This window comes from Arthrobacter sp. 05T47 (genome assembly GCF_056395825.1).
The window spans coordinates 80,692-105,332 of sequence record NZ_JBFTKG010000011.1; the positions used below are offsets into that span (position 1 = coordinate 80,692).

Sequence of the window (24,641 nt, forward strand, 5' to 3'; positions counted from 1 at the left end):
GTTTGCTGCGCGCCGTTTAGGCGTGGAAATCTGCGAGGTAGTGCTCGACGTCGAGAGCCGCAACACAGCCGGAACCCGACGCAGTGATCGCCTGGCGGTAGGTCGGGTCAATGACGTCGCCGGCAGCGAAAACGCCCGGGACGCTCGTCTTCGAGGTGCGGCCGTCCACTGCGATGGTTCCCTCGGCGGTCAGCTCAAGCTTGCCCTTGACCAGGTCGGTCCGCGGATCGTTGCCGATTGCCACGAAGACACCGGTCACGGCCAGTTCGGTTTCCGCGCCGTCCACCAGGTTCTTCAACCGCAATCCGGTGACTTTGTCCTGTCCCAGGACATCCTCCACGCCGGAGTTCCAGACGAAGTTGATCTTCTCGTGGGCCAGGGCGCGGTCAGCCATGATCTTCGAGGCCCGGAGGGTGTCGCGGCGGTGCACCACGGTCACGGACTTGGCGAACTTGGTGAGGAACAGTGCCTCTTCCATGGCGGAGTCGCCGCCACCGATCACAGCGATGTCCTGGTCCTTGAAGAAGAAGCCGTCGCAGGTTGCACACCAGCTGACGCCGTGGCCCGAAAGCCGCTTCTCGTTCGGCAAACCCAGTTCACGGTAGGCGGAGCCGGTGGAGAGGATGATGGAGCGGGCTTTGAACGTCTCCCCCGTGCCGATCGTGACAGTCTTGATGTCGCCGTCGAGGTCCAGCTCGGTAACGTCCTCAAACTGGATCTCCGTGCCGAACCGGGCGGCCTGCTTCTCGAAGTTCTCCATGAGGTCCGGGCCCATGATGCCGTCGGGGAACCCCGGGTAGTTCTCCACGTCCGTGGTGTTCATCAGTTCGCCGCCGGCGGTAACCGAGCCTGCCAGGAGCAGCGGCTTCAGGTTCGCGCGCGCCGTGTACACCGCTGCGGTGTAGCCCGCCGGGCCGGAGCCGACGATGATGACATCACGTACTTCGGAGGCAGTGTTTTCTGCGTTGCTCACTGAACGGTGAACCTCTTCCTTTGTCGATGCGCCCGCCTTGATGGCCGGCCACATGGCACAACTCTTGCCGGGCATTGAATATTCCGGGCCGAAATGGGCGTCACGGAGCAACACCACTACTCAGGGTACCGGGTTGCCCGCGCCGAGGCCGGAGACGGCCCCGCGTGACAGGGCCGCCAACGGACGAGTTCGGCTACTGAACCTTGATCTCGGCCAGGCGCAGGCCGTAGCCGTAGCGGGTCTTGGGAGCAGCCAGCTTCGGGAGTTTCTTGATGGACACGATCACGTACTCCGCGGTGACCGGTTCGGCCAGCGGCATGGTCAGATCCGGCGAGGTGAAGCTGTTGCTGCCAATCTGCTTTGCGCCGTCCAGCGACGGCTTGTCATTGGTGAAGACGCTGATGCTGCCGCCGGAGGCGCCCAGCTGGCTCAGGGTGACGGACGAGACCTTAGAGGGGTCCTTCAGCTTGACCACCAGCGGAACCTCGGAGGCGAGGCCGCCCCAGTCGTCGGTGGCGAATTCCATGTCGGACCAGTAGCTTGCGCCGTTGCCGTCAAAAGTCTTGACGAGGTCGGAGTCGTAATTTCCGGCGAAGTCGAAGTTCCCCAGTCGCGTCACGTCATCGATGACGGGCGGCCCGGCGGCAGGTGCCTCACTGGCGGTCGACGACGGTTGCCCGGTCGACTGTTCCGGTGCGCTGGACTGCGCGGAGGACGCGGCGGTCGTCTGCGGGCTGCTCTTGAAGAGGCTGCCAAGGTTGGTGACGGCGAAGATGAGGCCCACCACCAGCACGGCAGCCAGCAGGCCACCCACCAGCCAGCGCATGGATCGCGGTTCCTTGGGCGGTTCCTCTTCGTACTCGTACTCGTCCTCATCGACCTGGGCCCGGGCAGACGCGGGGAATTGGCCCGGAGCCCGATCCGCGGCCGCGTAACCGGCTCCAGCCAGTCCGGCGGCAGCTGCGCCTCCGTGGCGGTCTCCGCCACCGCGCTGATCGGCGTCGGCGTAGTCCTCGCCGGTGTAGTCGTCCTCGGACCACAAAGAAACTTTGGGTGCCGCGGCTGTCGCCGGCTGCGGCGTTACCGGCTCGGCCTGGCGGGGCGCTGTGCCTTCCTGGACGGGCTGCGGCGCCGTTGTGTGTGCCGCGGTCTCTTGCGGCGCGGTTGTGGGTGCTTTGGGAGACCTGGCGGCTGCGGCTCCCGCTGCTGCCGCCGCGCCCGTAACGGCCGACGGTGCAGATGTGGGCCGGGAGGGTACCGCGGCTGGCGGCGCCGTCGGGGAAACCGGCTGCTGGCCGGCTGCGGGCTGGGCCTTCCCGTAGTCGATGTACCCGGCGTCGACTTCCTCGTCGTCGTAGAGTCCGTCGTAGGTTTCGGGTTCGTGGGAGCGGGCCTGCCCGAAGATCTCGCTGCCCAGGGTGTCGGTGAAGAAGGGCTCGACGTAGGGCGGGTTGGAGGACACCACAAGATCCAGCAGGTCCGCCGCGGAGGTGTGGTTGGTGATCAGATACGTGGTGGAATCGCTGACGCCGAGGTCAAGGATCTGCACGTTGCCCGGACGTTCGCCGGTGGCCACTTCACGGGCGCTCTGGGCCACCTGGTCGGCATTGCCGGGCCCGGCGACGAGGATGCTTACGGGACGGTTGAGCACCTGGTCCACACCGTCCAGCACCAGATCCTGGTCATGTGAGGTCAGTACGGTGGCAGTGACCTTGTAGCGGCCACCGAGTACTGATCCGACATCGATCGGGTGGGACACGGGCTCCTCCTAGACTGTCCGGGACCTGCCGACGTGGTCACTCTGAGAGCGACCGTGTGCCCTCCGGTAAGCCGGTTGACCGCTGGTCCGCAACTTCCCTTGTTAGTCTTCGATCCTAGCCGATGCTCTGTCCAGGCCGTGTGAGCACGGCGGTTTGAAACGGAGCAGGGCTTTATTTTTTCTTTTTCCGGCTAAACGGGAAATAGGGGTTGTGGCCGGCCGGGCCCTGGTAGGTCCGGCGGCCCGGCAAGGGAGCATCGCCCCGGCCCAAACCGCCTAGCGCGGTGCTGGGCAGGTCTTCGGCCGGCAGGTAGCCGCCCTCCGGACCGGCCGGACGGCCGTACGGGAACGAGTCCTCTTCCCGGATGTCGGGACCGGCGCGGAACGACTCGGCGTCGAACCCACCGGAAATTCGCGGAATCAGGCCGGTATCCACGGAGATCGTGGCCCGCTCCGGCGCCCTCCGCACTTCTGCTGCGCCGCCGGCCTGCGGCTCAGTGCCCGCCTCGGGAACCGGCTCGGCCGCCCTGCGCCGGAGCCGGCCAAGCAGCGGCTGCAGGAGGTCCTGGAGCTCGGTGACCCGGAAAACCTTCAGCAGCAGGAAATAGACAACCAGCATCACCGGGCCAACGACGACGATCGTCACGAAGGCGGCGATCCGGTCGCTCCAGGCGTAGCCGTCCGGGTTGTAGCTGCCCAGCAGCCACAGGGCCACGGCTCCGGCCAGGGCGGACCCGAGCGCCGCGTAGCCCATGCGGATGTAGGAGTTGGCGATGCGGGGGCCGTCCAGGTGGCCCAGGAGCCGGCGCAGGAAAAACGCGCTGACGATCACGGAGAGGATATTGCCTCCGGTATAGAGGAGGGCGATCGCGAAAATGATCTTATCGAAGGCCAGGAACTGGATCGCGAAAGCGGCCACCACGTTGACCAGGGCCAGCACCAGCTGGATGAAGAACGGCGTCCGGGCGTCCTCGTTGGCATAGAACACCCGCGACATCATGAAGTTGGCGCTCATGAAGGGGGTGCTGAGGGCGAGGATAGTGAGGGTTTGGGCCAGCATGACGCCGTCCTGCCGCWCGCCGCCGGAGAAGAACATGCCCAGCGGTCCGGCCAGCGCGAACAGCGCCAGCGCCCCGAAAACAGTGGCGACTGCCATGGTCCGCAGTCCGTGTGAGAGCGCGCTGCGCAGTGCAGCCCGGTCCCCCTCCTGCGACGCCCGCGTCATCCGGTTGAACAGCACGGTGGCCAGGGACAGCGCAATGATGGAATGCGGCAGCAGATACAGCTGGCTGGCCACCTCCAGCACGGCGTTGCCGGGCATGGAGTCTGCCGCCGGATCCCCTGCCTGCTGCAGGCGCAGGCGCTCCGCGCCCGGGATGGTGGCGATGCGCATGACGTACAGGAACGCCAGCTGCCCGACGGCGGCCGTCGCCAGGGTCCAGACACTCAGCTTCGCGGCATGGCCGAGCCCCACCCCGCGCCAGCCGAAGCGCGGCCGGAGACCCAGCCGGAGCCTGAAGACCGGAATGAGCAGGATGGCGGTCTGCGCGACGACGCCGATCGTGGAGAACCCGGCCACGAGGATGGTCTGGGTGGACCCCCAGTTGTCGATCGTGTGGGGGTTGACGGCGTTGGCGCCCATGATGGCGATGAACATACCCAGGCCGGCTATTGCCACGATGTTGTTGATGATAGGCGCCCACATCGCGGGCCCAAAGGCTCCATGGGCGTTCAGGACCTGGGTAAGCAGGGCGTACAGGCCGTAGAAGAAAATCTGGGGAAGGCACCAGAACGCGAACGAGACCGCAAGGGCCTTCTGCTGCGGCGAGTAGCCCTGGGTGGTCAGTTGAATGACCTGAGGTGCGAGCAGCGTGACCAGCAGCGTGAGTACCAGCAGCACCAGCACCGCCAGCGTCAGCAGCCGGCTGATGTAGTCCGCGCCTTTGTCCGGCGCTTTGCTGGCCTTGATGATCTGTGGCACCAGGACAGCGTTGAATACGCCGCCCGCCACCAGCAGGAAGATCAGGTTGGGAAGGTTGTTGGCGTTGATGAACGTGTCGTTGACCGTAGAGCCCAGGCCCAGGGCGGCCGCCAGCATCCAGGTCTTGGCGAAGCCCAGGAAACGCGACACGAGCGTGCCGGCGGCCATGATGGCGCTGGAACGGGCTTCTCCGGGCTGGACAGCCTTGGAATCGGCGGAGCCGGAGGGGACGGGGGCGGGTTTGGCTGATGACATCGTCTTCATCGTCTCACCCGGGCGGGGCATAAGTCGCTATCGATGCCCGCGGACGGTGGCTCCGGCGGCGTTCAGCGGTCCTCCGGGAGGACTTCCTTGGCCAGGTCCGCGATGCGGCGCTCATTCGGAAAGGACAGCTTGCGGGCCAGCTCCTGGATGGGAACCCATGCGACATCCACGGCTTCCTTGTCCGGATCGTTTTCGATGGTGAGTTCCCCGCCCGTGGCACGCAACAAGTAGTGGTGCACCGTCTTGTGGACGCGGTGCCCGCTCACGGTGAACCAGTAGTCGATGCTTCCCAGGGGTGCGAGGATCTTGCCCTCGATCCCGGTTTCCTCGGCGATCTCGCGGACGGCAGCTTCCTCGTTGCTTTCCTTGCCTTCCGGGTGCCCCTTTGGCAGGCACCACTCGAGGCGGCCGCCGCGGTTGAGACGGGCGATGATCGCTACCCGCAGGTCGGAATCGGACATGTCCACCACGACGCCTCCGGCGGAAATTTCCTCGACCGTGGGCAGGGAAGCGTGGCCCGTGTGCTGGACAGGCGCGACGTTGGCACCTATTGCCGACGGCAACGGTGCGTTTGTCCTCCTGCCGGGAGCGCTCGGTACGGGATGGGCCATGATGTCCACTCTAACGACTCTTGCCCGCTGTTGATGACCTAAACATGGCCGGAAAGTGGACGGCCGGGAAAGTAGGACTGCGCCCGTTCGTCGGCAATCGTTACGAACCGGCCGGATCCTGGCGGGTTCCGGTGTGGTGCTGGCGCGGTTTTCTGACAAGCTTAAGTAACTATGGCGCACGCACATCACAAGACTGACTCCCACACCGTTTCCTTCCAGGTGGATCCGGTGGTTCTGGAGCTTGGGCAGCGCTTTGTCGACGCCGGCCACGAACTGTCCCTCGTGGGCGGGCCCGTCCGTGACCTGTTCCTTGGCCGGATCTCGCCCGACCTCGACTTCACTACCGACGCCAACCCGGACCAGACGGTTGCCCTTATCAAAAAATGGGCGGACAACTACTGGGAAATCGGCCGCGCCTTCGGCACGATCGGGATGCGCAAGGGCGGCTTCCAGATCGAGATCACCACATACCGTGCCGACGCCTACGATCCTGAGTCCCGCAAGCCGGTGGTGGCCTTCGGAACATCGCTCACCGATGACCTGCTCCGGCGCGACTTCACGATCAACGCCATGGCGCTGCGGCTGCCCATGCTGGAGCTCGTCGATCCCTTCGGCGGTGTCCGCGACCTGCACGCCTCGATCCTCAACACGCCGGGGCCGCCGGAAACGTCCTTCTCCGACGATCCCCTGCGCATGATGCGCGCGGCACGGTTCGCGGCCCAGCTCGGGGTGTCGCTGCACGCCGATGTCCGCGAGGCTATGGTCCGGATGGCGGAACGGATCAGCATCATCTCGGCTGAACGCGTGCGCGATGAACTGACCAAGCTCATTTGCGCCGCGCATCCGAGGGCGGGCGTGGATCTGCTGGTGGACACCGGACTCGCTGACCTGGTGCTGCCTGAAGTCTCGGCACTGCGGCTCGAATCCGATGAGCACCACCGCCACAAGGACGTCTACCAGCACTCGCTCCAGGTCCTGGAACAGGCCGCCGCCCTCGAAACGGAGGCGGACGGCCCGGTGCCCGGCCCGGACTTCGTGTTGCGGTTCGCGGCGCTGATGCACGACGTCGGCAAGCCGGCCACGCGCCGCTTCGAACCCGGCGGTGCGGTGAGCTTCCGCCACCACGACATGGTGGGCGCCAAACTGACCGCCAAACGCATGAAGGCGCTCCGCTTCGACAACGACACCATCAAGGCCGTGGCCAGGCTTGTGGAGCTGCACATGCGCTTCTACGGCTACGGCGAGGCCGGCTGGAGCGATTCCGCGGTCCGCCGCTACATCACCGACGCCGGGCCGCTCCTGGAGCGCCTGCACCGGCTCACCCGCTCCGACGTCACCACCAGGAACCAGCGCAAGGCCGACCGGCTGTCCTTCGCCTATGACGACCTCGAGGACAGGATTGCGGCGCTGCGCGAACAGGAATCCCTCGACGCCGTCCGCCCGGACCTGGACGGTGGCCAGATCATGGCCATGCTGGGCCTCAAGCCCGGCCCGGTCGTGGGCCGTGCCTACAAGTTCCTGCTGGAAGAGCGCATGGAACACGGTCCGCTCGATCCCGCCGTCGCCGAATCCCGCTTGCGGGACTGGTGGGCGGCCCAGCCCGAGGCGGCGCCCGCCGGCGTCGAACCTTCCACCACAGAGGAGTCCTAAGTGATTGCACCAGCCAACGGCCCCCGACCCCAACTGTGGATCCTGCGCCACGGTGAAACAGAGTGGTCCAAGAGCGGGCAGTACACCGGCCTCACCGACATGCCCCTCACGGTGGAAGGCGAGCAGCAGGCCGTCGAGGCGCGCAGGGTGCTCGAGACCGTCGACTTCGACCTCGTGCTGACTTCACCCCTGCGCCGCGCCCGCCGGACCGCCGAACTCGCCGGCTACCCCGACGCCCAGCTGGAGCCGCTGGCCGTSGARTGGGACTACGGCGASTACGAGGGCATCAGCTCGGACCTCATCCGCAAGGACAACCCCGAATACCTGATCTGGACGCACGGCGTGCCGAACGGTGAAGCGCTCGACGACGTTGCCGCCCGGGCGGACAAGATCGTGGCCCGCGTGCTGGAGTCGGGCCTGGACAACGTGCTGATCGTCGCGCACGGACACTTCTCCCGTATCCTCACCGCGCGCTGGCTCGGACTTGACCCGCGCGAGGGCCGGCATTTCGTGTTGGGGACCGCAAAAGTCTGCACGCTGGGATGGGACAAGAAGACGCCCGCAATCGTGCGCTGGGGACTCTAAATCCGGTTTACAAAATAAAGTCCAAGAAAGTTTGTGAATTCGGTAGGCAACTGCCACATTCATAGTGTATTTTTATTTCTGACCCCAGAGCGACTTGCCGGGGTCACGGCGCGCGTCGCCCGGCCAGTCAGCCGGAGCCACGGCAGAACAGAAAAGGAGGTTGGGAAAATGATGATTACTTTGACTAGCGGACGGATGTACTCCACCACCGCGATCCCGGCCTCGTTCGCTGAGCCGCGCCCAAATGTCGGACTGACTGTTTCCTGACGCCTTCCCGTCCCGGTAATTCTCCCCGGGGCCGGCGGCAACTGGCTTCCTCGACGGAAAGCCCGGTAACAGCAGCCTGAACAGGCGGAACCACGCGGTTGCGCAGACACCCCCATAGTTCGGAACCCAGCTTCTTGTTGGGGTTTTCAGCGCTACCGCGTCCAGGGGCCATTTCCCATCGAATATCTCTCGGCATCCGGAATTTCGGCTTAATTTAAGCCCGGTAATTTCTCGGCTATTAGTCGCGCCCGGAATCGGCTATTCGAATTCATTTCATCTATGGCTCTATTTTTCATGCCCAAAAGGCGTCCGATTGTATTCGCCTGGACATTCCAGGTTGATCCCCGGCCGGCCCGCAATCCCCATCCACGAAAGGTCCCCGTGACTACTGCTCCAGCCCGCAGCACCGCCGCACCTGCCCCTAACCGCGCTGATCCGCGCCGATCAAGTCCCCGAGAGGAGGTAGCAACCATGCTGAACAAGCTCTATACGATCCTGTTCCGGAAGTCCGCAGGCAGGGAGCCATCCCGCTTCAACGGCCAGCTCCTGGACCAAATGCGCGACGACACGTTCCTCGCCATGCATCAGGCCGGCCTGATTCGCTGAACCCCAGAGCGAAGGAGACACCTGATGGCTGATCATGAAACCAGAGAGCCCGTGCGGCGACGCACGGGCTCTCCCCTGTCTAAGCCCCATCGCCGTCAAACGCGAGGGTGGTAAGCATGCGTTTAAGCACTGGTTGTTAAGCACGCGTTGTTAAGCACGGGGCAATGGCCCCCGGTAAGCTCAAGGTCATGCAGGAGACAAAGCCGCAGGCGGACCGCAAACGGGTTCGATTGGTCATCCCGAGCCGCAGCGACCCCTTTCTCCGAAACTTCACGGAACTGATTGGCGGGCCCCTGGGCCAGCGTTCGGCGCCAGGGATCGTCTCGCCAGGGTTCTTCACGGTGGAGCGCGTCCTCGTGATCCTCACAGTCCTCGCCGCCCTGGCCGGGATTCTCCTCAAGAACTTCTGCCGCACCAACGGCTGGGAAACCCCCGGCCAGTTCTACGCCACGTGCTACTCGGACTTTCCGGAGCTGTTCCGCAACCGTGGCCTCGGCGATGGCGCCTTCCCCTTCATTACCCAGGGAACCCTCTTTGAATACCCCGTGCTGATGGGGTTCATCGCGGGCGCCACGGCACTCCTGGTCCCCGGAGCCGGCACCGGGGATTCCCGCGTCCTGGGGTACTTCGATGTGAACGCCACCCTGATCGCCGCCGTCTGGATTGTCACCGTGCTGGCCACGGCACGGACGTACCGGCGGCGGACCTGGGATGCGGCCATGGTTGCCCTCGCCCCCGGTATTGTCCTGGCGGGCGTGATCAACTGGGACATGTGGGCCGTGTGCCTGCTGGCACTTGGCATGTACTTCTTTTCGCGCAACAAGCTTGTCCTGGCCGGGATCTGCATCGGCCTGGGCACGGCCACCAAGCTCTACCCGCTGCTGATCCTCGGTGCCGTCCTGCTGCTGGCGCTCCGGAGCGGGCGCATCCGCGCACTGCTGGTCACTGCCGGAGCGGCCACCGCGGCCTGGCTGGCGGTCAACGTCCCGGTGGCCGCGACGAATCCGGACGGCTGGAAGTACTTCTACCAGTTCACCCAGGAGCGGCCCGCGGGGTACAGCTCACCCTGGTTCGCCTACAACCTGGTGGCCGAGAGGCTGGGCTGGAACCCGCTTGAGGCCGAGGCCATCAACTCCCTTGCACTGGACCTGTTCCTCCTGGCCTGCATCCTGATTGGTGTCCTCGCGCTGACCGCACCCCGGCGGCCGAGGATAGCGCAGYTGGCATTCCTGATCGTGGCCGCCTTCATCCTGACCAACAAGGTGTACTCGCCACAGTTTGTGCTGTGGCTGATCCCCCTGATCGCCCTCGCCCGGCCGCGCTGGCGCGACTTCCTCATCTGGCAGACCATCGAGGCACTGCACTGGGGCGCCATCTGGATGTACCTCGGGCAAGCGACCAGCGGCGGCTCCACCCAGCACAACATCGATATGCCCTACTACGTCCTGGCAGTGGTGGCCCACATGCTCGCCACCGCCTACCTGATGGCGCGCGTCGCCTGGGACATCTGGGATCCTTCCTACGACGTGATCCGCCGCAACCGCGTGGACGATCCGCACGGCGGGCCCTTCGACGGCGCCCCGGACTGGCTGCGGATTGATCTCCGCCGACCGGCGGCGTCCCTTGGTCCGTGGCGGAAGGCTGCCGTGGCGGAGGACCGCCGGGCATGACCGAGGTCGCCGTCGTCGGTTCCGGCCCCAACGCGCTGGCCGCGGCGGTGACCATGGCGCGGGCCGGGCTCAAAGTCCACGTGTTCGAGGCGGCTGCCATCGCAGGCGGCGGACTGCGCACCACGGAACTGATGGAACCGGGGCACTTCCACGACGTCTGTTCGGCCGTGCACCCCATGGCTTTGGTCTCGCCCTTCTTCCGCCAGTTCGAGCTGTCCCGGCGCGTGTCCCTTGAAGTGCCGGATGTCTCCTACGGATCCCCGCTCGACGGCGGCCGCGCGGCCCTGGCATACCGGTCCCTGGACCGCACTGCTGCAGAACTCGGGCACGATGGCGCCGCCTACCGCCGGCTCATGGCGCCTCTCGTCCGCCGGGTGGAGGGCGTCGCGGACCTCACCCTGAACCAGCTGCTGCGGATTCCGGGGAACCCGGCGGCTGCCGCCGCCTTTGGCCTCCGGACGCTTGAACAGGGCTCGCCGCTGTGGAACGCGAGGTTCAGCCAGGACCTGGCTCCCGCGCTGCTGAGCGGTGTCGCCGCGCATGCCGTGGCGCCGCTGCCCTCGGTCACCGCGGCCGGTGCCGGCCTGATGCTGGGCGCCCTGGGGCACGCCGGCGGCTGGCCCATTCCTCGCGGCGGATCGGCCGCGATTGCCCGGGCGTTGACCGCCGACATCGAGGCCCATGGCGGGGTGATCGAGACCGGCCGGCGGATCACGTCCCTCGCGGAGCTGCCGCCGGTGCGGGCCACCCTGCTGGACGTGGCGCCTCCGGCCCTGCTCCACCTTGCGGGGGCGCGGCTCCCGGCACGCTACCGGCGCGTGTTGGAGTCCTTCCGCTTCGGCAACGCGGCGTGCAAGGTAGATTTCATCTTGTCCGGACCGGTTCCGTGGGCGGCGGAGGGCCTCGGCGATGCCGGGACCGTGCATGTGGGCGGCACCCGGGCCGAGACCGCCGAAGCGGAGCGCCTGGTCGCCGCGGGACGGCATCCGGACCGGCCGTACGTGCTCGTTTCCCAGCCCTCACGCTTTGATCCCGGCCGCGCTCCGGCCGGCCGGCACATCCTCTGGACGTATTGCCATGTTCCGGCGGGCTCCACTGTGGACATGGGCGAGGCGGTCATCGCCCAGCTGGAACGCTTCGCACCCGGGTTCCGGGACCTCGTGGTCGAGTTCAAGGTGACCACAGCCGCAGGGCTGGCGGCCTACAGCGAGAACTACGTCGGCGGGGACTTTGGCGCCGGGCGCATGGACCTTTGGGGCATGCTGCGGCGGCCCGTGCTGAGTCCTGTTCCGTGGCGGACGCCGCTGTCCGGCGTGTACCTGTGCTCGTCCTCCACCCCGCCGGGTCCCGGCGTCACCGGGATGCCCGGCTTCCACGCGGCAAAATATGCCCTCAGGGACATGTTCGGGCTTGCCGTCCCGGATCTTGGGATCGGCGCCGCCTAGCCCAGCCGCGGGACTGCCGACGCAGGCGTCGCCGTGGCCGAGAGCCGGCCGTCGCGCATGCCCGCCACGGCATCGGTGAACGGGACAAAATCGGTGTCGTGCGTGACCATGACGGTTGCCGCGCCGAACTCGTCCGTGATCTGCCGGAGCAGCCGGACGATCGCCTCACTGCGGTCGTGGTCAAGGGCCGCCGTCGGCTCATCCACGAGCAGCACGGCAGGGTTCGCCATGAGCGCCCGGGCAATGTTGACGCGCTGGCGCTGCCCGCCGGAGAGCTGGTGCGGCCGCTTGGCCAGCGCCTGGCCGAGGCCCACGAGGTCCAGCAGGGCCGCGGCGCGTTCCGCCGCGGCCCTGACGGCCCCGCCGCGCAACCGCTGGGTGATTACCAGCTGTTCCACGGCGGTGAGGGACGGCAGGAGGTTAGGCTGCTGGAAAATGATGCCGATCTTGTCCCGGCGCAGTGCGGTACGGCCGGCGTCGGGCAGCCCGCCCGCGTCCTGTCCGTCAATCATCACCAGACCGGAGGAGGGCCGGACGAGAGTGGCGGCGACAGCCAGCAGGGAGGACTTTCCGGACCCCGAGGGGCCAATCAGGGATACGAACTCCCCCGCCTGGACCTTGAGGTTCACGTCGTCCAGGGCTTTGAGGGTCCCGTCGCCGTCCGGGTACTCCAGCGTGACGTTGACAAGGTTTAGGGCGGGCTGGTGCGGTGTAGATTTCACGAGATATGCCTTTCAGGGAATGCAGGGAATGCAGGGAATGCAGGGAATGCAGGGAATGCAGGGAATGCAGGGAGCCGGGGAGCCGGCAGATCAGTTGCCGCCGAGGGCGATGAGCGGATCGACGCGCGCAACGCTGCGGACCGCCAGGGCCGCGCCTGCCAGGCCCAGGAGCACAATGCCGGCGATGGGTAGCAGCGTTGTCCAGGGGGTAAGAAGGAACGGTGCGGCCCGGGAGGCGAGGGTCCCACCCGCCACGCCGGCCAGGCCGCCCGCCGCGGCGCCGGCCAGCAGGACCAGGGCCGCCTGCGCCATGGCATCCCGGAGGATGTAGCGGGCCGATCCGCCCAGGGCCTTGAGGACGGCGATGTCGCGGGTGCGCTGGACCGTCCAGACCGTCAGGAAGGCGACTATGACGAGGGCCGAGATGCCGTACAGGAACGCCTGCATGAGCAGCAGCGAGCCGTTCTCGCTCTTGTAGGAGCCGAGGGCCTGGAAGGATCCCTCGACGGTGGTGCTGACGGTTCCCGCGGCCGAGTTGGCGGCGGCGATATCAACCCCGGTCCCGGCGTCTGTTTTACCGGCGCCAAACTTCACGGCCAGCACCGTCGCAGCGCCGCCGTCTGGGATGTGTGAGAGCTTCTGCCAGTCGGCCAGAGTGGTCCACACGACGCCGGTGTGCGAGTACCACTGGTCCGGGACGATGGCCGTCACAATCAGGTCCGAACCGCCAACCGAGGCTCGGCTGCCAATGCTGAGGTCCAAGTCCGCCGCGAGGCCCGCTCCGACAGTGACAGTTCCCTCGGACAGTGGGGCGGGAGCCAGCCCGGTGCCGGGCTCGGCGCCGAAGACCGCCACGCTTGCCGTGCGTGCCGGTACGCCACCGGCGCCCAGGGCCTGGAACCGGCTTTGGCTGATCCCCAGCGCATCGGCCCGGGCGACACCGTCGCGTGCCGCCCACTGCGCCTGCTGGGCGCGCGATACTTCGGACTCCGTGAAGGAGGCCTTGGGCTCACTTCCGGCCGGCGCGCCAAAGACCAGCTGGTCGGCCGGGAGGGCGGCGAGGGCCGACGTCGACTGGTTGCCGAGGCCGGCGGTGAGCCCGGAGAGCATGACGAGCAGGAGCGTGATGAGGGCGACGACCGCGCCCATGAGGGCAAACCGCCCCTTGGCGAAGCGGATGTCGCGGATGGCGAGATACATGGTTGTCCTTCTTTGTCAGTGACGTTGGTGGCCTAGGTTCAAGCCTTCCGCGCGCCAGCTTTAGAGGCATCGTCCGACCGGCTGGACCGCCGCCGCCGGGAGGACCACCGGGCGGTCAACCAATCGGTTGATTCCACCGGCGAGGTACCGCTTTCCGCGCAAGTGCTGTCCTGCCCGGCACTAGGCTGGAAGCATGGAGGGCGACGCCGGAAACCCGGTCAACGACGGCACAATTCCCGGCGGCACAGGTCAGGACGGCGCGATGCACGCGGGCGCGGAGCCCACCGGGGCGGCCGTCATTCTGCGTGTCCTGCGCGTGAGCCTGCATGTCGGCTTCGCGGTGCTGCTTCTCGTGGCGCTCGTCCGGTTCCTCACCGGCGGCGTCCACGGCCCCGGCTGGATCGCCCTGTTGCTGGCACCGCTCCTGGCCGCCGTCTACCTAGTTGGCACCGTCCTGGAGAAGCGGCACTCCTCGGACCCTGCACGGTTCGATCCGAGGCCCTACTCGGGCTGGTGGCTGGGCGGCGTCAGCCTGCTCTGGCTGCTGCTGGTCTGGGCCAGTGCCGACTTCGTCTGGCTCGCCTTCCCGCTGTTCTTCCTGCAGCTGCACGTGCTCCGGCGGCGGCTGGCGCTGCCGGCGATCGCCCTGAGCACCGGGCTGGTCATCGCGGCCCTCTGGTTCCACGGCGGCGGCACCGCACCCTCGGGACAGGCCGGTGCAGGACAGGCCAGCCCGGGACCGGAGCTGCCCATGGTGCTGGGCCCTGTGTTCGGCGCGGCCTTCGCCGTGGTCACAGGACTCGCCTACCGGGCGCTGTTCCTGGAGGCGGAAAACCAGCGGCTGGCAGCCGTTGAACTCCGCCGGACCCGTGCCGAACTCGCCCGGACCCAGCACAACGCCGGCACACTGGCCGAGCGCACCCGGCTGGCCCGCGAAATCCATGACACCCTCGCCCAGGGCCTGTCCAGCATTGTGCTGATGGGCCGCGCGGCCGAAAAGGCCCTGGACGACGGCGATTCCGCCATGGCTCGGGAAAGGCTCCGCATTGTCCAGGACACGGCGGCCGCCAATCTTGCAGAAGCCCGCAACTTCGTCCGGGCCCTCCAGTCCCCCGACCTCGAGGACGGTTCCCTCGTGGCCAGCCTCCACCGGCTGTGCGAGAAGACCGAAGCGGAAGCTGACGCGCGCGGTGCCGGACTGCGCTGCCGCCTTGATGTCGAAGGCCCGCCGGCCGAACTCCCTGCGGCCCACCAGAGCACCCTGCTTCGGGCCGCCCAGGCGAGCCTGGCCAACGTCCGGATTCATGCGCAGGCGAGCGTCGCCGTCGTCACCCTGTCCTTCCTGGGCCCGGAAGTGGCCATGGACATCTACGACGACGGCGGCGGGTTCGACCCGGCGGCCGTGGCCGCCCGCCCGGACGGCTCCGGCTACGGCCTGAGGTCGCTGCGCGAACGGGTGGCCGCCCTCAACGGCCAGCTGGACATCGAATCCGCACCGGGCGAGGGCACTGTGGTGGCCATCCGGCTGCCGCTGGGCAACCAAGCGGACTCCAACGCCGCCGTGGCCCAAGCCGGCAAGGAGCTGCCATGAACAGCATCCGGGTATTCCTGGTGGACGACCACCCGGTGGTCCGCGCCGGGCTGCGGGCCATGCTGGGCGATCTGCAGGGCATCACCGTGGTGGCCGAGGCCGCCGACGGCGCCGCCGCCCTGGCCGGGCTGGCGAAGCTCCATACCCTGGGCGAACCTGCGGACGTGGTGCTCATGGATCTGCAGATGGGCGCCGGCATGGACGGGGTCACAGCTACAGGGCGGATCAAAGCGGGAGAGGCCGGCCAGCCTGCGCCGCCGGTGCTGATCCTCACCACCTTCGACTCCGACGCCGACATCCTCGCCGCTATCGAGGCCGGCGCCAGCGGCTACATGCTCAAGGACGCCCCGCCCGAACAGATCCGCCAGGCGGTGCTCTCGGCCGCGGCCGGCGGAACGGCGCTGGCACCGGAGGTCGCGGCCCGGCTGATGGGCCGTATCAGGAATCCGGAGCCGGCCCTCTCCGCCCGCGAGATCCAGTTGCTGGAACTGTTGGCCACCGGCCTGGGAAACCGGGCAATCGCGAAGCAGCTCTTCATCTCCGAGGCCACGGTCAAGACCCACCTGGTACACATCTACACCAAGCTCGGCGTGGACAACCGCACCGCCGCAATCGCCGTGGCCGCACAGCGCAGGATCATCCGGCGGCCCTAGCCTGTTGCAGGTCCTTGCGTCACGTGACGGCGTTATGTGACAACGGGATAGTCAGTGGTCCGGGGCATAATGTCGCCATGGGGAACTCACCAAAACTTGCACTGGCCCTCGTGGGCCTTGTCCTTGGCGCCTCGCTGGTCGCCTGCGACGACGGCCGTGCCGGCGCCGAAAGCGCCGCCAAGCAGCTTGCCTCCGCGGTGTCCGCGCTCGACGTCGGATCCGTCGCCTTTGAGGGGAAGGAGTCGGGTGCCGCCAACGACCAGCTGAAGGAAATCTTCAAGGGAATGGACCCGGTCAAGCCTGCCGTGGAAAGCGGCCAACTGACGCTGGAGTCCGGTAAGGCCACGGTACCGCTCAACTACAGCTGGAAGATCGGCTCCGGGGAGTGGAAGTACACCACCTCCGCCGAGTTCAAGAAGTCCGGCGACAAGTGGCTGACGGTATGGAACCCGGCCACCCTGGTCCCCGAGCTGGCCGACGGCGAGATCGTCTACTCGGCGACCCATACGCCAGCGCGGGCCGACATCCTGGGCGCCGGTGGCGTTCCGCTGGTCACGTACCGGCAGGTGGTCAACGTTGGCATCGACAAGCCCACACTCGGCGGGGCGGACCCCGCTGACTCCGCCACCAAGCTTGCCCAACTGGTTGGAGTCGACCCCGCGGCGTACGCCCAACAGGTCCAGGCGTCCGGCCCCGAGGCGTTCGTTGCCGCCATCACTCTGCGTGAGGATGGACGGACCATCACCGACGGCCAGATCGGCGAGATTCCCGGCGCCCGCGCCGTCCGGGATTTCCTCCCGCTGGCACCTACCCGCACCTTCGCCCGCGCCCTGCTGGGTACTGCAGCCGAGGCGAATGCCGAACAGATTGAAAAATCCAATGGGGCACTCAAGGCGGGGGACACCACGGGCACCGGCGGGCTCCAACAGCAATACGACGCGCAGCTTCGCGGCAGCGACGGCATTCAGGTCTTCGCCGAGAAGGCAGGCCTCACAGCCGAAGAAAAGCAGACTTTGCCCAATGAAGGACGCCGCGTGCAGTTCCAGACTGAGACAAAAGTAGGAACCCCGCTGAAAACCACCCTGGACCCGAAGCTGCAGCAGCTCGCGGAGGACGTCCTCGCCAAGGTCGGCCCGGCGTCGGCCATCGTGGCGCTCCGGCCCTCCAGCGGCGCCGTCCTGGCGGCCGCCTCCGGGCCGGGCAGCAACGGCTACGACACCGCGATGCTGGGCCAGTACGCCCCCGGTTCGATCTTCAAGATGGTCGATTCCCTGGCCATGTTCCGCAACGGAATGACCCCCGACTCCAAGGTGGACTGCCCGTCCACCCTCACCGTGGACGGCCGCACCTTCAAGAACGCCGAGGGATACCCCGCGTCCTCCCTGGGCTCCGTGACGCTGCGCGATGCCTTTGCGCACTCCTGCAACACCGCCTTCATCAATGCCCGCGACACCGTCAGTCAGGCGCAGCTCGAATCGGCCGCGACCTCGCTGGGCGTGGCAGTCGAAGCGCCCGCGCTCGGAGCCACCGCGTTCCTCGGCTCCGTCCCCGGGGACGCCGAAGGCACCGAACACGCCGCCTCCATGATCGGCCAGGGCAAGGTGCTCCTGTCCCCGCTGGCCGCCGCCATCATGGCCGGCTCCGTGGCTAAGGGAGCCCCGGTGGCAGCCCAGCTGGTGTTGAATCCGAACGAGGGCGTCACTTCCCCGGCCGCCGAGAGCTCCCCCACAGCCGGCAATGGCTCAACCGGCTCATCGCCGGCAGCCCCGGCGTCCGGTGACGCGACGGCTGACACGGCGACGACGCCGGCCCCCGCACCGGCCGCTGCCGCCGAAACGCCGGTCACGGCAGCGGAGGCCGCCTCGCTGGCCGACATGATGCGTGCCGTCGTGACCAGCGGGCACGCCGGGTTCCTGGCGTCCGTCCCGGGTGAGCCCGTCGGCGCGAAGACCGGCACGGCCGAGTTCGGCAACGACAGCCCGCCCAAGACCCACGCCTGGATCGTGGCCGTGCACGGCGACCTCGCCGTCGCCGTCTTCGTTGAGGACGGCGGCCTTGGGGCCACCACCTCGGGCCCGCTGCTCAAGGAGTTCCTGACCAAGGCCGGCTGACGCCCCCCGGAAGCTGCCCGTGCCGCCGGTCTACGGGATGGCCGAGGCAAGGCCGCGGGAAGACCGTGGGAAGATTGAACGCGTGGCTCATATTGACGTTTCGAACATCGATTACTTCCTCTCCGACGGCACCCAGCTGCTCAACGGCGTGACCTTCAAGGTCCCGGACGGCACCAAGACGGCGCTGATCGGGCCTAACGGAACGGGCAAGACGACACTGTTCCGGATCATTTCCGGCGACCTGGTCGCGGACGAAGGCGTGATCGGCCGGTCCGGCAACATGGGGATCATGCGCCAGTTCGTGGGCCAGGTCCGTGACGACTCCACGGTCCGGGACCTGCTGGTTTCCGCGGCCCCGCCGGCGCTGGCCGCCGCCGCGCGTGCCGTCGACGAGGCGGAACTCGCCATGCTGGAGCACGACGATGAGCCTACCCAGATGGCCTACGCCCAGGCGATCGTGGACTGGGGCGACGCCGGTGGGTACGACGTCGAGACCGTCTGGGACGAGGTGTGCATGGCCGCGCTGGGCCTGCCGTTCGACCGCGCGCAGCACCGCCCGGCGTCGAGCCTGTCCGGCGGCGAGCAGAAGAGGCTGGTCCTCGAAGCCCTCTTCGCCGGCCCCGACGAGCTGCTGCTCCTGGACGAGCCGGACAACTACCTCGACGTCCCGGGCAAGCGCTGGCTCGAGGCCAAGCTGAACGAGTCGAAGAAGACCGTGTTTTTCATCAGCCACGACCGCGAACTGCTCAACAACGCCGCAGGCCGCATCGTCACCCTGGAGCCGGGCATCAACGGTGCGGGCGCCTGGATCCACGGCGGCGGCTTCGGCTCCTACGTGGACGCCCGCGCGGACCGGAACGCGCGTTTCGAAGAGCTGCGCAAACGCTGGGACGAGGAGCACGTGAAGCTCAAGGAACTCGTCAACATGTACAAAAACAAGGCAGCGTTCCGCTCCGACATGGCCAACCGGTACCACGCCGCGCAGACCCGGCTCGCGAAGTTCCTGGAGGCCGGACCGCCCGAGGCCCTGCCGATTGAGCAGAATGTGCAGATGCGGCTCAAGGGCGGGCGCACCGCCAAGCGCGCCATTGTGGCGGAGAAGCTGGAACTGACGGGTCTGATGAAGCCGTTCTCCACCGAGGTCTGGTTCGGTGACCGGGTCGGCGTACTGGGGTCCAACGGCTCCGGCAAGAGCCACTTCCTGCGCCTGCTCGCCACCGGCGGCACCGACCCGGAGCGGGAGCACCTGCCGGTGTCCGACGTCGAGATCGCCGAGGTCCCGCACGAGGGCACCGTGAAACTCGGCGCCCGGATCCGGCCCGGTTTCTTCGCCCAGACCCACGTCCGGCCCGACCTGCTGGGCAAGACCCTGCTCGAAATCCTGCACCGCGGCGACGAGCACCGCTCCGGGCTGGGCCGCGAAGCCGCCGCCGGGGCGCTGGACGGCTATGGGCTCGCGGGGCAGTCGGAGCAGAAGTACGAGTCCCTTTCCGGCGGCCAGCAGGCCCGGTTCCAGATCCTGCTGCTGCAGCTCTCCGGCGCCACCCTGCTGCTGCTCGACGAGCCCACGGACAACCTGGACCTGCACTCGGCCGAAGCCCTGGAACGGGCCATCGACCACTTCGAGGGCACAGTCCTGGCGGTCACCCACGACCGCTGGTTTGCCCGCACCTTCGACCGCTTCCTGGTCTTCGGCTCCGACGGCAGGGTCTATGAATCCGCTGAACCCGTCTGGGACGAAAAGCGCGTCGAGCGCGCCCGCTGACCCAAAGGACGACGACGGGTCCGCACAGCGTTGCTTCCGCGTCCCGCGCAACAGATGATTAAATGATCAAAAAGCATTAGCATTTGATCATGAATACTGATGAGCGGCRCCGCCTGATCGGTGGACTGCTTCGCAGCCGGGAGCAGGTCACAGTGGACGAACTGATGGCCGCCTGCGGCGCCTCCGGCGCCACCATCCGGCGCGACCTCGACGTCCTGGCCCAGCACGGCGTGCTGCGAAGGGTCCACGGCGGCGCCAAGAGCCTGGTTTTCGGCGGCGAAAACCCCGAGTACGGCCAACGCGAGCTGGAGGACCACGCCGCCAAAGTGCGGATCGCCGCCGGAGTGGTCGCCCTGCTCCAGGACCGCGGGCACGTCTGGCTGGACAGCGGCACCACGGCCACGGAAATCGCCCGGCAGTTGCGCCAGCGCGAGATGACGATCATGCCGATGTCACTGCGGGCGGTCACAGCACTGTCCCCCGACGATGCGACTGCCGGCCGGCGCCCGGACATCCTGATGCCCGGCGGAAGCCTCATCCCCGGCGAGCTGTCCTTCCGCGGGCCGATGACGGAATCCAACATCCGCTCCCTGCGCTTCGACGCCGCCGTCGTGACGCCCTGCGCCCTGAACCTCAAGGACGGGCTGCTGGCCCACGACCTCGACGACGCTGCCGTGAAGCGCGCAGGCCTGGAATCCGCAGCCCGGGTGATCATCGCCTGTGCCGGATCCAAATGGAACGCCAGCGCCGTCGCCCTCGTGGCGCCCCTGGACGCCGTGGACACCATCGTGACCGACCGCCAGCTCAGTCCTGAAGAACGTGACCAACTCGCACAACACTCGGTGGAAGCAGTGATCGTATGACCAGTACCGCAACCGTCCCGCAGCTGAAGGCTGCCGCAGGGGCCACCTTCCTAGTCTTCGGCATCAACGGCCTGGTCTTCGCCAGCTGGGCCGCCCGSATCCCSGCGGTGACGGAGATCCTGAACATCACCGCCGGGCAAATGGGAACGCTGCTGCTGTGCCTGGCGGTCGGCTCGCTGATCGCGCTGCCCACGGCCGGGTTCGTCGTCGGCCGGATCGGCACCGCGAACGCCGTCCGGAGCGCCGGACTTGTGGCCGCGGCGGCCGGCGTCGCCGTGGCATTTTCCCTGATGGCCGCTTCCGTCCCGGGGACGGCGATCGCCCTCTTCTTCTTCGGAATCGGCGTCGGGTTGTGGGATGTTTCGCAGAACATTGAAGGTGCCGACGTCGAACACCAGCTCGGGCGCACCATCATGCCGCAGTTCCACGCGGCTTTCAGCGGCGGCGCGTTCGTGGGCGCCCTGATCGGCGCCGGCCTGTCCACTCTGGGCGTCGGCCTCCCGGCACACCTGCTGGTCATCGCCGCCGTCGTTGCCGTGCTGACCACAGTGGCCCCGCGGTACTTCCTGCCGCATGTGGCCGCAGAAGCCCCCACCGCAGGGGACCTGGAGGCCGGCAAGGGCGCCTCGGCCTGGCGGGACGGCCGCACGCTGCTGATCGGCGTCGTCGTTCTGGGAGCCACCCTGACTGAAGGCGCCGGCAACGACTGGATTGCCAAAGCCGCCGTTGACGGCCTGGGCGCCGAACAGTCCACCGGGGCGCTGCTGTTCGCCGCCTTTGTGCTGGCCATGACCGCCATGCGCTTCTTCGGCGGCCGCGCGATCGACGCCTACGGCCGTGTGGCCGTGCTGCGCGCCAGCATGGCCGCGGCAACCGCGGGCCTCTGCCTCTTCGTCTTCGCGGGAACCATCTGGCTGGCCGCGGCCGGTGCCGTGCTCTGGGGCGTGGGCGCCGCGCTGGCGTTTCCGATCGGCATGTCCGCCGCGGCGGATGACCCCAGGAAGGCGGCAGCGCGGGTGTCCGTCGTGTCCACGCTGGGCTACATCGCCTTCCTCGCCGGGCCGCCCCTGTTGGGCTATCTGGGAGATCTGACCGGTATCAGGACGGCCCTGCTGGCGATCGGAATCCCGATCCTCGTGGCCCTGCTGCTCGCCGGTGCCGCGAAGCCGCTGCCCTCGAGGTAGCAAGCCCCGCTACGCCCGCTGCGGCCTCGCTAGGCTCCCCGCTGCCTTCGTGTGTTTCCAACTCTGGCACGCAGTGTCCGGCAGTATGGTGGTCAGATGCGAACCATGCTGAAGAAGGCTCCAGGCCGCTTGTCGACGTTCGACCGCAAACTGGTGCGCGCCGTCTCCAATCTGCCCGCCGGTGGCCACGATGAGTTCTTCCGCCGCCTGTCCGCAGCTGCCAACAATGGCAAACTCTGGTTCGGCGTTGCCGGAGTGATGGCGCTTGTGCCCGGGAAGACGCGGCGGGCAGCCCTGCACGGAGTCCTTGCGCAGGGCGTGGCATCGGCCGTGACAAACCTGGCGTTCAAGACCCTCCTGCCCCGGACCCGTCCCCTGCCCGAACACCTTCCGGTGTTCCGCTTCGTCAACCCGCAGCCGACGAGTTCATCGATGCCCTCGGGCCATTCCGCCTCCGCGGTGGCCTTCGCCCTGGGAGTCGGCCTGGTCCGCCCGGCGCTGGGGGCGGCGCTGGCCCCCGTCGCGGCCGGCGTGGCCTACTCACGGGTCCACACCGGGGCCCACTGGCCCTCGGATGTGCTCTTTGGTTCGGCGATCGGCGCCGGGGCGGCCATGGTGACGCGGAAATGGTGGCCCGTCCGGCCACCCTTCCCGGAAACCCACCGCAGTACAGTCCGTGCCGCGGAACTCCCGGACGGCCAGGGACTTTGCATCGCGATCAATACCCTCGGCGGGTCCTATGCTGACGAGACCGTTGCCACCCTGCAGAAAACATTCCCCAAGGCGTATATAAAGGAAATCGGGCATGACGAGTCCGTTGAGGCCGGCATCGCAGGAATTGCGGCCCGGCCGGGGATCGAGGCCCTGGGCGTCTGGGGCGGCGACGGAACCGTGGGCGCCGCGGCAGCCGCCGCCGTCGAACATTCCCTTCCGCTGCTCGTGCTCCCCGGCGGGACGCTGAACCACTTCGCCCGCGACGCCGGGACGCCCACCATGATGGCGGCGGTGCAGGCGGCCTCGAACGGCCAGGCGGCAGTGGCCGACGTCGGCCACGTGAGGGTCGAGCGCGGGCTCCCCGACAGCCCGGAGCACCTCGAAATGATCATGCTCAACACGGCCAGCATCGGCCTCTACCCGAACCTGGTCCGCCGGCGGGAGCAGCTCCAGCCGGCACTTGGAAAACCCCTGGCCGGAATCGTGGCGATGTTCCGGACCTTCGCCGCCGGCACCCCCACGACCCTGGTCGTCAACGGGGTGCGGCACCGGCTGTGGATCCTCTACATCGGCCGCGGCCGCTACTACCCCCGCGACCACGCGCCGCTCGTGCGCCCCGTGCTCGACGACGGGGTCCTGGACCTGCGGATGATCACCGCCGATGAGCCGTTCGCCCGGCTGCGGCTGCTCTGGGCCGTGCTCACCGGCACCGTGGCCACGTCCGGCATCACCCACCTCAGCGAGACCGACCGGATCACCGTGGAACCCGGGAACGGGCCCATGGTCCTCGCCGTCGACGGCGAGGTGGTGCCGGGGGTGCGGAGCGTGGAGATCACCGTCCGGGGCGGCGCGCTGACCTATTACTCGCCCCTCGACTGAGCCCGGGCGGGCCCCGGACAGGCCCGCCAGGCCTCCGGTCGAACGTCGGGGGCCCGGGGCGTCATCCTCCCGGACTACCCTGATTCGCCCCTGAATCATCCCTGAGACCGGCGAAAACCGCCGGCGGTGTCGGTAGCGTGGGGTGCAGACGGGCCCGTGATCGCGGTGACCCGGACATATCTCCCGCTACGCAAAGGAACGCTTCCATGATCGAAGCACGAGGCCTGACCAAGGTTTACGGCGACAAGACCGCCGTCGCCGGTGTCAACTTCACCGTCGAAGCCGGCCGGGTTACCGGCTTCCTGGGGCCGAACGGGGCCGGAAAATCCACCACCATGCGCATGATCATGGGACTGGACCGGCCGACGTCGGGCTCGGTGACCGTCAACGGTGCGCCCCTGGCCGACCACGCTGCGCCGCTGCGCGACGTCGGCGCGCTGCTGGACGCCAAGGCCGTCCACACGAGCCGCTCCGCCTACAACCACCTGCTCGCCATGGCCGCGACGCACAGCATCCCCAAAAAGCGGGTCCACGACGTCATTGAGATGACCGGGCTCGCCGAGGTGGCCCGGAAGAAGGTCCGGGGCTTCTCGCTCGGCATGGGCCAGCGCCTGGGCATCGCCGCCGCCCTCCTGGGCGACCCGCAGACCGTCATCCTGGACGAGCCCGTCAACGGTCTTGACCCCGAGGGCGTGGTGTGGGTCCGCAATCTGGCGAAGTATCTTGCCTCTGAGGGGCGCACGGTCTTCCTCTCCAGCCACCTCATGAGCGAAATGGCCGTCACGGCGGACCACCTGATCGTGATCGGCCGCGGGAAGATCATCGCGGACGCCCCGATCCAGGAGATCATCACCGGGAAGGGCCAGAGCCGCGCGCGGGTCCGCACCGACCAGCCGGACCGGCTCATGCAGCTGCTCGCCGGCGCCGGCGTCTCGGTGGAGGTCCAGGAACGGGAGCTCCTCGAAGTCACGGGCCTGGACCCGCGGCAGATCGCCACCGCAGCCCTGGATAACCACGTCATGATCTACGAACTCACCCCGCTGCAGGCCAGCCTCGAGGAGGCCTACATGGAGCTGACCAAGGATGAGGTCGAATACCACTCGCTGATCACCACGGGCGCCGTTCCCGTCGAAGCCGGAGGCAACTAA

The 24,641-nt window shown here is 67.8% G+C and carries 19 protein-coding genes; 13 read left to right on the top strand and 6 right to left on the bottom strand.

Going from position 1 to position 24,641, the window contains the following annotated elements:
• Positions 1-16: 16 nt before the first annotated feature.
• From trxB to AC1DEY_RS10340, 4 genes are all read right to left on the bottom strand, one after another.
• Positions 17-973 carry a thioredoxin-disulfide reductase gene (gene trxB, locus AC1DEY_RS10325; protein WP_476867847.1) on the bottom strand — a complete coding sequence of 319 codons (957 nt, stop codon included), beginning with the start codon at positions 971-973 and terminating at the stop codon, positions 17-19.
• A gap of 193 nt (positions 974-1,166) precedes the next feature.
• Positions 1,167-2,732, bottom strand: coding sequence for an ABC transporter substrate-binding protein (locus AC1DEY_RS10330; protein ID WP_476867848.1), 1,566 nt, complete (start codon positions 2,730-2,732; stop codon positions 1,167-1,169).
• A gap of 172 nt (positions 2,733-2,904) precedes the next feature.
• Entirely contained in the window at positions 2,905-4,968 is a 2,064-nt protein-coding gene (gene murJ, locus AC1DEY_RS10335; protein ID WP_476867849.1) for a murein biosynthesis integral membrane protein MurJ, read from the bottom strand.
• Positions 4,969-5,039: 71 nt separating this feature from the next.
• On the bottom strand, positions 5,040-5,588 hold the full coding sequence (locus AC1DEY_RS10340) for an NUDIX hydrolase (RefSeq protein WP_441409178.1): 549 nt from the start codon (positions 5,586-5,588) through the stop codon (positions 5,040-5,042).
• Positions 5,589-5,759: 171 nt separating this feature from the next.
• Here AC1DEY_RS10340 and AC1DEY_RS10345 point away from each other — a divergent pair, with 171 nt between their 5' ends.
• The 5 genes from AC1DEY_RS10345 (at position 5,760) to AC1DEY_RS10365 (ending at position 11,811) form a co-directional block, all read left to right on the top strand.
• The gene (locus AC1DEY_RS10345) at positions 5,760-7,238 is read left to right on the top strand and encodes a CCA tRNA nucleotidyltransferase (RefSeq protein ID WP_441409179.1); all 1,479 of its coding nucleotides are present in this window, start codon (positions 5,760-5,762) and stop codon (positions 7,236-7,238) included.
• On the top strand, positions 7,239-7,823 hold the full coding sequence (locus AC1DEY_RS10350; protein ID WP_476867850.1) for a histidine phosphatase family protein: 585 nt from the start codon (positions 7,239-7,241) through the stop codon (positions 7,821-7,823). It abuts the gene before it with no gap.
• Between the two features lie 738 nt (positions 7,824-8,561).
• Complete coding sequence (locus tag AC1DEY_RS10355) at positions 8,562-8,696, top strand: hypothetical protein (RefSeq protein WP_476867851.1); 135 nt, start codon at positions 8,562-8,564, stop codon at positions 8,694-8,696.
• A gap of 188 nt (positions 8,697-8,884) precedes the next feature.
• Positions 8,885-10,366 (top strand): glycosyltransferase family 87 protein, encoded by a 1,482-nt coding sequence (locus AC1DEY_RS10360; RefSeq protein WP_476867852.1) that lies wholly within the window; start codon positions 8,885-8,887, stop codon positions 10,364-10,366.
• Positions 10,363-11,811: a phytoene desaturase family protein gene (locus AC1DEY_RS10365; protein ID WP_476867853.1), complete on the top strand. Its 1,449-nt coding sequence runs from the start codon at positions 10,363-10,365 to the stop codon at positions 11,809-11,811. The genes AC1DEY_RS10360 and AC1DEY_RS10365 overlap by 4 nt, the downstream gene beginning before the upstream one ends.
• Here the strand turns inward: AC1DEY_RS10365 and AC1DEY_RS10370 are convergent.
• Together AC1DEY_RS10370 and AC1DEY_RS10375 are read right to left on the bottom strand one after the other, a co-directional pair.
• Positions 11,808-12,533 carry an ABC transporter ATP-binding protein gene (locus AC1DEY_RS10370; RefSeq protein WP_476867854.1) on the bottom strand — a complete coding sequence of 242 codons (726 nt, stop codon included), beginning with the start codon at positions 12,531-12,533 and terminating at the stop codon, positions 11,808-11,810. The genes AC1DEY_RS10365 and AC1DEY_RS10370 overlap by 4 nt on opposite strands.
• Before the next feature lie 90 nt (positions 12,534-12,623).
• Positions 12,624-13,733 (bottom strand): FtsX-like permease family protein, encoded by a 1,110-nt coding sequence (locus tag AC1DEY_RS10375; RefSeq protein ID WP_476867855.1) that lies wholly within the window; start codon positions 13,731-13,733, stop codon positions 12,624-12,626.
• 262 nt (positions 13,734-13,995) lie between these two features.
• Here AC1DEY_RS10375 and AC1DEY_RS10380 point away from each other — a divergent pair, with 262 nt between their 5' ends.
• The 8 genes from AC1DEY_RS10380 (at position 13,996) to AC1DEY_RS10415 (ending at position 24,641) form a co-directional block, all read left to right on the top strand.
• On the top strand, positions 13,996-15,324 hold the full coding sequence (locus AC1DEY_RS10380; protein WP_476867905.1) for a sensor histidine kinase: 1,329 nt from the start codon (positions 13,996-13,998) through the stop codon (positions 15,322-15,324).
• Positions 15,321-15,977 carry a response regulator gene (locus AC1DEY_RS10385; RefSeq protein ID WP_476867856.1) on the top strand — a complete coding sequence of 219 codons (657 nt, stop codon included), beginning with the start codon at positions 15,321-15,323 and terminating at the stop codon, positions 15,975-15,977. Before AC1DEY_RS10380 ends, AC1DEY_RS10385 begins: the two co-directional genes overlap by 4 nt.
• 77 nt (positions 15,978-16,054) lie before the next feature.
• Positions 16,055-18,088 (top strand): penicillin-binding transpeptidase domain-containing protein, encoded by a 2,034-nt coding sequence (locus AC1DEY_RS10390; RefSeq protein WP_476867857.1) that lies wholly within the window; start codon positions 16,055-16,057, stop codon positions 18,086-18,088.
• 82 nt (positions 18,089-18,170) lie between these two features.
• On the top strand, positions 18,171-19,853 hold the full coding sequence (locus AC1DEY_RS10395) for an ABC-F family ATP-binding cassette domain-containing protein (RefSeq protein WP_476867858.1): 1,683 nt from the start codon (positions 18,171-18,173) through the stop codon (positions 19,851-19,853).
• Positions 19,854-19,942: 89 nt separating this feature from the next.
• Positions 19,943-20,716 (top strand): DeoR/GlpR family DNA-binding transcription regulator, encoded by a 774-nt coding sequence (locus AC1DEY_RS10400; protein ID WP_476867859.1) that lies wholly within the window; start codon positions 19,943-19,945, stop codon positions 20,714-20,716.
• Positions 20,713-21,900 carry an MFS transporter gene (locus AC1DEY_RS10405; RefSeq protein WP_476867860.1) on the top strand — a complete coding sequence of 396 codons (1,188 nt, stop codon included), beginning with the start codon at positions 20,713-20,715 and terminating at the stop codon, positions 21,898-21,900. The genes AC1DEY_RS10400 and AC1DEY_RS10405 overlap by 4 nt, the downstream gene beginning before the upstream one ends.
• 96 nt (positions 21,901-21,996) lie before the next feature.
• A complete protein-coding gene (locus tag AC1DEY_RS10410) occupies positions 21,997-23,493 on the top strand; it encodes a phosphatase PAP2 family protein (protein WP_476867861.1) in 1,497 nt (498 codons plus the stop codon).
• A 206-nt stretch (positions 23,494-23,699) separates the two neighbouring features.
• Positions 23,700-24,641 (top strand): ABC transporter ATP-binding protein, encoded by a 942-nt coding sequence (locus AC1DEY_RS10415; protein ID WP_476867862.1) that lies wholly within the window; start codon positions 23,700-23,702, stop codon positions 24,639-24,641.